Source organism: Hydrogenophaga sp., from assembly GCF_048549895.1.
GTDB lineage: Bacteria > Pseudomonadota > Gammaproteobacteria > Burkholderiales > Burkholderiaceae_C > Hydrogenophaga.
Genome location: NZ_JBLYYB010000165.1, coordinates 44,238 through 52,908 on the forward strand (window position 1 = coordinate 44,238; position 8,671 = coordinate 52,908).

At 62.3% G+C, this 8,671-nt stretch carries 7 protein-coding genes and 1 other RNA gene; 4 read left to right on the plus strand and 4 right to left on the minus strand.

What is annotated here, in order from left to right; all coding sequences use genetic code 11:
* Positions 1-31: 31 nt before the first annotated feature.
* The 4 genes from ACN4F8_RS16240 to gyrA are packed head-to-tail and all read right to left on the minus strand — an operon-like array spanning position 32 to position 5,777.
* Positions 32-910, minus strand: a complete 879-nt coding sequence (locus ACN4F8_RS16240) for a prephenate dehydrogenase (protein WP_419474517.1) — start codon at positions 908-910, stop codon at positions 32-34.
* Positions 910-2,007 (minus strand): prephenate dehydratase, encoded by a 1,098-nt coding sequence (gene pheA / locus ACN4F8_RS16245; protein WP_419474506.1) that lies wholly within the window; start codon positions 2,005-2,007, stop codon positions 910-912. The genes ACN4F8_RS16240 and pheA overlap by 1 nt, the downstream gene beginning before the upstream one ends.
* Before the next feature lie 24 nt (positions 2,008-2,031).
* Positions 2,032-3,138 (minus strand): 3-phosphoserine/phosphohydroxythreonine transaminase, encoded by a 1,107-nt coding sequence (serC, locus tag ACN4F8_RS16250; protein WP_419474507.1) that lies wholly within the window; start codon positions 3,136-3,138, stop codon positions 2,032-2,034.
* Entirely contained in the window at positions 3,138-5,777 is a 2,640-nt protein-coding gene (gene gyrA, locus ACN4F8_RS16255; RefSeq protein WP_419474508.1) for a DNA gyrase subunit A, read from the minus strand. The genes serC and gyrA overlap by 1 nt, the downstream gene beginning before the upstream one ends.
* 260 nt (positions 5,778-6,037) lie before the next feature.
* On the opposite strand from gyrA, the gene ompA reads away from it, so the two are divergent.
* The 4 genes from ompA (at position 6,038) to ssrA (ending at position 8,524) form a co-directional block, all read left to right on the plus strand.
* The gene (ompA, locus tag ACN4F8_RS16260; RefSeq protein ID WP_419474509.1) at positions 6,038-6,685 is read left to right on the plus strand and encodes an outer membrane protein OmpA; all 648 of its coding nucleotides are present in this window, start codon (positions 6,038-6,040) and stop codon (positions 6,683-6,685) included.
* A gap of 68 nt (positions 6,686-6,753) precedes the next feature.
* On the plus strand, positions 6,754-7,461 hold the full coding sequence (ubiG, locus tag ACN4F8_RS16265) for a bifunctional 2-polyprenyl-6-hydroxyphenol methylase/3-demethylubiquinol 3-O-methyltransferase UbiG (protein WP_419474518.1): 708 nt from the start codon (positions 6,754-6,756) through the stop codon (positions 7,459-7,461).
* Positions 7,458-8,135 carry an HAD-IA family hydrolase gene (locus ACN4F8_RS16270; RefSeq protein WP_419474510.1) on the plus strand — a complete coding sequence of 226 codons (678 nt, stop codon included), beginning with the start codon at positions 7,458-7,460 and terminating at the stop codon, positions 8,133-8,135. Before ubiG ends, ACN4F8_RS16270 begins: the two co-directional genes overlap by 4 nt.
* Before the next feature lie 12 nt (positions 8,136-8,147).
* Positions 8,148-8,524, plus strand: a transfer-messenger RNA (tmRNA) gene (ssrA, locus tag ACN4F8_RS16275).
* Positions 8,525-8,671: the final 147 nt, after the last annotated feature.

Genomic DNA, 8,671 nt, shown 5'->3' on the forward strand with positions numbered 1-8,671 from the left:
TGGCGCGAGAACGCCGCGGTCAGCGTCGCGCTCAGCTCTGAGGCTTGATGGCGGTCATGCGCCAATGGGCGCGGGCGTTGCTGGCTTGATCGATCAGGGCTTCCAACGCGTCCGGGTTGTCGGCATTGATGGCCGTCTCCAACGCGTTCAGGGCCCGCTGGAACAGGCGTGATTGCGCCAGCAGTTCTTCGCGGTTGGACATGAGGATGTCGCGCCAGACCACCGGGTCGCTGGCCGCAATGCGGGTGAAGTCGCGAAAGCCCGGTCCAGCCAGTGACAGGAAATCCTCGGCCTGCTGCTGGCTTTTGATGCCGTTCATCAAGGCAAACGCCACCAGGTGGGGCAGGTGGCTCACTGCGGCATAGGCGGCGTCGTGCGCTTCCGGGGACATCTGCTTGACGTGACAACCCAGCGCGATCCAGACCTTGTGTGCCTTGTCCAGCTGTGTCGTGAGCGTGCGCTCAATCGGCGTGAGGATGACCTGGCGGCCGTTGTACAGATCGGGATCTGCGTGCTCCACGCCTGCAAGCTCCTTGCCGGCGATGGGATGCGCCGGCACGAACACGCCCACATGGTCCTTGAGCACGCGGCGCGCGGCGTCGATCACCTCGCGCTTGGTCGAGCCCACATCCATGATCAGCACATCGCCGCGCACCAGATGACGAATGGCCTTGAAGGTGGCTTCTGTGGCCGACACGGGCACGGCGAGCAGCACCAGATCGGCGCCCGAGACAGCGAGCAGCGCAGAAGGTGCCTCGACGTCGATCACACCCAACTGGCGTGCCCGCTCGGTGGTGGACGGCGACTTGCTGTAACCCACCACGCGCTTGACCAGACCGGCGCGCTTGAGGGCCAGCGCAAACGAGCCGCCCATCATGCCGCAGCCGATCAATCCCAATTGTTCAAACATCATTCGTTCACCGGGTATGCGCCCAGCACCTTGTAAAAAGCGCACAGACCCTGAAGCTCTTGCAGTGCGGCAGCCACATGGGGCTGCGATGGATGGCCGGCGATGTCGATGTAGAAGTAGTACTCCCACTGGCCAGACTTCGCGGGCCGCGACTCGAAACGTGTCATCGACACGCCGTTGTTCTTCAGCGGCACGAGCAGGTCGTGCACCGCGCCAGGCCGGTTCGGCACAGAAACCACCAGACTCGTGCAGTCGCGTCCGGAGGCGGGCGGCATGGCCAGCGTCTGGGGCAGGGCGATCACGGCAAAGCGTGTGCGGTTGTAAGCCTCGTCTTGAACGGCATGCGAGACGATGTGCAGGCCGAACTGGGCCGCAGCACGTTCGCTGGCAATGCCGGCCCACGCCGGGTTGGTGGCCGCCAGGCGAGCGCCTTCTGCATTGCTGGACACCGCGCGTTTTTCTGCCTTGGGCAAGTGCTGCGAGAGCCAGTTCTGGCACTGTGCGAGCGCTTGGGGATGCGCCATGACCACTTCAATGCCGTCCAGTGTGTTGAGCTGTCGCAGCAGGTTGTGGCGCACCAGCAGACTCACCTCGCCGACCACGTGCACGGGCGAACGCAGGAACAGATCGAGCGAGCGCGCCACCACACCTTCGGTGGAGTTCTCCATGCCGACCACACCAAACTGCGCGGTGCCGGCGGCGGTGGCGTGGAAGACCTCGTCGAAGTCGGCGCAGTAGATCAGGTTGGCCGCGCTGCCGAAGAACTCGATGGCCGCCTGTTCGCAGAAGGTGCCTTGCGGGCCCAAGACGGCCACGCGTTGCGGGGCTTCGAGTGCGAGGCAGGCCGACATGATCTCGCGCCAGATCGAGGCCACGTGCTGGTTCAGCAGCGGGCCCTGGTTGGCGGCCTGAATTTTTTCAATGACCTGCGCCACGCGGTCGGGTCTGAAAAACGGGGAACCTTCGTGGCGTTTGATGACGCCGACTTCTTCGGCCACGCGGGCGCGCTGGTTGAGCAGCGAGAGCAGTTGCTGATCAAGCGCATCAATCTGCACGCGCAAGGCCGCGAGGGCGTCGGACTGGGTGGGTTGGGTCATGTCTTCGGGTTTTGGGGCCTGCGTTCAGGCCCGTGTTTTTTCAAAGTCGCGCATGAACTGCACCAGCGCCTGTACGCCTTCAAGTGGCATGGCGTTGTAGATGCTGGCGCGCATGCCGCCCACCGACTTGTGCCCTTTGAGTTGCAGCAGACCCGCGGCCTTGGCGCCCGCCAGGAACGCGTCGTTCAGGGCTTCGTCGCGCAAGAAGAACGGAACGTTCATGCGCGAGCGGCAGTCATGGGCCACCTTGTTGAGGTAGAGCGCAGAGCCGTCGATGAAGTCGTACAGCAGTGTCGCTTTGGCGATGTTGCGCTGCTCCATCGCGGCCACACCGCTCAGGCCACCCTCGGTCTGGCGTTTGAGCCACTGGAACGTGAGTCCCGCCATGTAGATGCTGTACGTGGGCGGGGTGTTGTACATCGAGCCGTTGGCCGCCACCGTCTTGTAGTCGAAGGCGCTGGGGCAGGTAGGCAGGGCATGACCGAGCAGGTCTTCGCGCACAACCACCAGGGTCAGGCCGGCCGGGCCCAGGTTTTTTTGCGCACCGCCGAAGGCCAGACCCACACGCGACCAGTCCACCGTGCGCGAGGCCACGTGGGACGAGAAGTCGATCACCAGGGGCGCGTTGCTGCCCAGGGCCTTCAGGTCGGGCAGCTCGTGAAACTCGATGCCGTGGATCGTCTCGTTGCTGCAGATGTGCACGTACTGCGCATCGGCCCCGAGCCGCCACGAGCCCGGCGAGGGCAGGGTGGTGTGGTTCGAATCCGCGTTGCTCGCGGCCAAGGCAGGCTGCGCATATCGGGCGGCTTCCTTGATGGACTTCTGGCTCCAACTGCCCGTGACGACAAAGTCGACCTGGCCACCGCGCGAGAGGTTCAGCGGAACGATGGCGTTTTCGGCCAACCCACCGCCCTGCATGAACAGGATGTGAAAGTTCGCTGGAATGGCGAGCAGTTCGCGCAGGTCAGCCAGCGCCGCCTCCATGATCTCGCCGAACTCCTTGCCGCGGTGGCTCATCTCCATCACGCTCATGCCGCTGCCGTGCCAGTCGAGCATCTCGTCAGCGGCTTGTTGCAGCACGTCGGCCGGCATGGCGGCCGGACCAGCGGAGAAGTTGTAGGGCCGCGCCATCACGCCTCAAGGCCCGGGTCGTCGGCCTCGTTCGGCTCGTCCAGCTCGGGCACGTTGGCGTCGTTTTCCACAATGCGTTGCAGACCCGAGAGCTCGGCGCCTTCGTCCAGCGCGATCAGCGTGACACCTTGCGTGGCTCGGCCCATTTCGCGGATCTCCGAGACGCGGGTGCGCACCAGCACCCCCTTGTCGGTGATCAGCATGATCTCGTCGTCGGTGTGCACCAGCGTGGCTGCCACCACCTTGCCGTTGCGCTCGCTTTGCTGGATCGCGATCATGCCTTTGGTGCCGCGTCCATGGCGGGTGTACTCGGAGATGGGAGTGCGTTTGCCGTAGCCGTTGATGGTTGCGGTCAGCACGCTCTGGTGTTCGTCTTCTGCCACCAGCATGGCAATCACGCTTTGCGTTTCTTCGATCATCATGCCGCGCACGCCACGCGCATTGCGGCCCATCGGGCGCACGTCGTTTTCATCAAAACGCACGGCCTTGCCGCCGTCGCTGAACAGCATCACGTCGTGCTGGCCATCGGTCAGCGCAGCACCGATCAGGAAGTCACCTTCGTCCAGGTCCACCGCAATGATGCCGGCCTTGCGCGGGTTGCTGAACTCGTCCAGCGCGGTTTTCTTGACCGTGCCCATGCTCGTTGCCATGAACACGTAGCGGTCTGATGGGAATGAGCGCATCTCACCCGTGAGCGGTAACACCACGTTGATCTTCTCGCCTTCCTGCAGCGGGAACATGTTGACGATGGGGCGGCCGCGTGAGCCGCGCGAGCCGGCCGGCACTTCCCATACCTTGAGCCAGTAGAGCCGACCGCGGTTGGAGAAACACAGGATGTAGTCGTGCGTGTTGGCAATGAAGAGCTGGTCGATCCAGTCGTCTTCCTTGGTGGCGGTGGCCTGCTTGCCGCGCCCGCCGCGCTTTTGCGCCCGGTACTCGGACAGTGGCTGGCTCTTGATGTAGCCGCTGTGGCTGAGCGTGACCACCATGTCGGTGGGCGTGATCAGGTCTTCGGTGGCCAGGTCTTGTGCGTTGTGCTCGATCTCGCTGCGGCGCGCGCCCAGCTTGGTCTGGCCAAACTCCTGCTTCACGATGTTGAGTTCGTCGCCGATGATGGTCGACACACGCTCGGGTTTGGAGAGGATGTCGAGCAGATCGTCGATCTCGCCCATGACTTCCTTGTACTCCGCCACGATCTTGTCCTGCTCCAGGCCAGTCAGGCGCTGCAAGCGCATTTGCAGGATTTCCTGGGCCTGCGTTTCGGACAGTCGGTACAGACCATCGCCGCCCATGCCGAAAGCTTTTTCAAGACCGTCGGGGCGATAGTCATCGGCGTTGATCACGCCACCGTCGGCGCGCGTGCGGGTGAGCATCTCCCGCACCAGCTGGCTGTCCCAGGGACGCGCCATCAGCTCGGCCTTGGCCACTGGCGGGGTGGGCGACTCGCGGATGATGCGAATGAAGTCGTCAATGTTGGCCAGCGCTACAGCCAGACCTTCGAGCACATGACCGCGTTCACGCGCCTTGCGCAGGTTGAACACCGTGCGGCGGGTCACCACCTCGCGGCGGTGCTCCAGGAACACCTGGATCAGGTCTTTCAGGTTGCACAGACGGGGCTGGCCGTCGACCAGCGCCACCATGTTGATGCCGAAGGTGTCCTGCAGCTGCGTCTGCTTGTACAGGTTGTTCAGCACCACTTCGGGCACTTCGCCGCGCTTGAGCTCGATCACCAGACGCATGCCCGACTTGTCCGACTCGTCCTGGATGTGGCTGATGCCCTCGATCTTCTTCTCGTGCACCAGTTCCGCAATGCGCTCCTGCAGCGTCTTCTTGTTCACCTGATAGGGCAACTCGTCCACGATGATGGACTGGCGTTGACCGCGGTCGATGTCCTCGAAGTGGCACTTTGCGCGCATCACCACGCGGCCGCGACCGGTGCGATAACCATCCTTCACGCCATTGATGCCGTAAATGATGCCGGCCGTGGGGAAGTCGGGCGCCGGGATGATTTCCATCAATTCGTCAATGGAAGCTTCCGGGTTCTTCAGAAGGTGCAGGCACGCATCCACCACCTCGTTGAGGTTGTGCGGCGGGATGTTGGTGGCCATGCCGACCGCAATGCCCGAAGAGCCATTGACCAGCAGGTTGGGCAGGCGCGAAGGCAGTACCAGCGGCTCCTTTTCGGAACCGTCGTAGTTGGGGCCGAAGTTGACGGTTTCCTTGTCGATGTCGGCCAGCATCTCGTGCGAGATCTTGGACAAGCGGATTTCGGTGTACCGCATGGCGGCGGCGTTGTCGCCGTCCACCGAGCCGAAGTTGCCCTGGCCATCCACCAGCATGTGACGAAGCGAAAAATCCTGCGCCATTCGAACGATCGTGTCGTACACCGCGCTGTCGCCGTGCGGGTGGTATTTACCGATCACGTCACCAACGATACGGGCCGATTTTTTGTAAGGCCGGTTCCAGTCGTTGTTGAGTTCATGCATGGCAAACAGAACTCGCCTGTGCACGGGTTTGAGGCCGTCGCGCGCGTCGGGAAGTGCCCGTCCGACGATCACGCTCATCGCGTAGTCGAGGTAGCTGCGGCGCATTTCCTCTTCAAGACTGATGGGCAAGGTCTCTTTGGCGAACTGTGTCATGAGCGGAGCTGGTGTACGTCGATTGAGCCAAAAGGCAACTCACCATTTTACGGGGCACTCTGATCGCGGCCCGTGCCCGCAGTTTGTTGTAGTACGACAACGAATGCGCGCACGGTCAGACCGCAGCCACCGGGGTGCCAGTAGCTGGTGGTTGGCCCCATAGCGCTTGTGGCACAATGAAATCCAACGTTTTGAGTGGTGGTCACTTCAAGCGTCTTTTTTTGTACGCAGTCCGTCTGCGGCTTACCAAGAGGAAAACCATGAAAAAACTCAACAAAGTGGCAATGCTGATCGCAACCGCCGCCATGGCAACGGCTGCTGGCGCTCAAACCATCGACAACTGGCGCAATGGCACCAGCGAACTGGTTTGGAAAAACGGCACCAACGAACTGTGCTGGCGTGATGCCAGCTGGACGCCCGCTACGGCGGCTGTCGGCTGCGATGGCGCAATCGTGCCCGTGGCTGCTCCAGCACCCGCACCTGCCGCAGCACCTGCGCCAGCTGCCGCCAAGCCTGCTCCAGCACCCGCTGCCGCTCCAGCTCCTGCTGCTTCCAAAGTCACCTACGCCGCTGACGCGTTCTTTGATTTCGACAAAGCCGTGCTCAAGCCCGAAGGCAAGGCCAAGCTGGACGACCTCGCCAGCAAAGTGTCCGGTATCAATCTGGAAGTCGTGATCGCAGTGGGCCACACCGATTCCACTGGCGCCGCTGGTTACAACCAGGCGCTGTCGAACCGCCGTGCTGAAGCGGTCAAGGCCTACTTGGTGAGCAAGGGCATCGAAAGCAACCGCATCTACACCGAAGGCAAGGGCCTGACCCAGCCAGTGGCCGACAACGCCACCCGCGAAGGTCGCGCCAAGAACCGTCGCGTTGAAGTCGAAGTCGTTGGCACCCGCGCCAACAAGTAAACCTCTGGTTTCCCATGAAAAAACCGCGCCTCGGCGCGGTTTTTTCATGGGCTGACGATAATTGCGATATGAATCAAAACATCAATGCCGATCCAGCGGAGTTGGCCAAGTTTTCAGATCTGGCGCATCGTTGGTGGGATCCCGAAAGCGAATTCCGGCCATTGCACCAGATCAACCCATTGCGTTTGACCTGGATCGACGCCTTGGCTCAGCTCAAAGGCAAACGTGTGCTGGACATTGGTTGTGGCGGCGGCATTCTCTCCGACGCCATGGCGCGCAAAGGCGCGCTTGTGACCGGTATTGATTTGTCCGCCAAGGCGCTTCGGGTGGCGCAGTTGCACGCGCTGGAAGCCGGAACCACCAATGTCGACTACCAGGAAATCAGTGCGGAGGCCATGGCCCAGCAGGAGCCTGAGGCGTTTGACGTGGTCACCTGCATGGAGATGCTGGAGCACGTGCCTGACCCGTCCTCGGTCGTGCGGTCTTGCGCGGCGCTGGTCAAACCCGGCGGCTGGGTGTTCTTTTCAACGCTCAATCGCAACCCGAAGGCATTCCTGTTCGCCATCCTCGGTGCCGAGTACGTGTTGCAGTTGCTGCCCAAAGGCACCCACGAATACGCGAAGTTCATCAAGCCCAGTGAACTGGCCCGCTACGGCCGTGAAGCCGGCCTGGAGCTGACAGACACACGCGGCATGGAGTACAACCCGCTCACGCGCCGTTATTGGTTGAGTGGTGACACCAGCGTGAACTACCTGTTTGCCACCCGCAAGGCATGACGCTCTCTGCTTTTCGAGGTGTGCGTGCCGTGTTGTTCGATCTGGACGGCACGCTGATCGACAGCGCGCCCGATCTGGGCGCTGCAGCGGATGGCATGCGGCTGCGGCGCGGGCTGGCGTCCAAACCGCTGGCGGAGTATCGGCCCCATGTGGGGTCCGGCGCGCGCGGCATGTTGCAGGTGGCTTTCGGCATGGACGCCCAGCACGGGGACTACGAGCACTACAAGGAAGAGTTCTTCGTTCACTACGAAAACTGCTTGACGCAGCGCACGCGGCCGTTTGAAGGTGTTGATCGGTTGGTGGTGGCTTTGCTGCAGCGGGGTTTGCGCTGGGGCGTGGTGACCAACAAGGCGCAGCGCTTCACCACACCCATCACCCGCTCCATGGGCTTGTTCGATTCGGCGTCCACGGTCATCAGCGGTGACACCACGCCGCATGCGAAGCCACACCCCGAACCCTTGCTGGAGGCCGCACGCCGGATGTCGTTGCCACCGGCGCAGTGCATCTACGTGGGCGATGACGAGCGGGACATCCGCGCGGGCCGATCCGCCGGCATGGGCACGGTGGCCGCCAGCTACGGTTACCTGGGTGCGGGAGCCGATGTGGCGAGCTGGGGCGCTGACGCCGAAGTTTCTTCGCCCCTGCAGGTCTTGCAATTGCTCGAACCGTCTTAAAATAGTTAGCTTGGGGCTGTACTGGTTTCGACGTGGGTTCGGACGCGCAGCAGGGCATGTCGAGGTTCTGTCACCTCGTAAAGCAACAGAAAAAAACCAACTGCAAACGACGAACGTTTCGCACTCGCCGCTTAATCAGCGGTGAGCCTTGCAACAGCAGGCCGATGGGCTGGGCAAGGGGGTCGCAAGACCTCCCGGCTGCAAGGATAATTTCATCGGCTGGCTTTGCGTCGGGCACCTTGGCGCAGGGCGAGACTCAAGGATGCTGGCTTCCCGTTTAGCGTGCCACTGCGCGACTCGGGCGGCGAGACCCAAATCAGACGGCTACACATGTAGAACTGCTCGAAGAAGGCTTGCGGACGGGGGTTCAAATCCCCCCAGCTCCACCAACACCTTGACAAAAAGCCGCCCGGTCTTCCGGGCGGCTTTTGTTTTTCTGGTGACCCGTCCTGCCAGAGGTTGACACTTTTTCGTGAAAGAAAAGGCAAGTCAAATGGAATCAGGCATCAAGCGCACGCAGAGGGACTACACGCTGG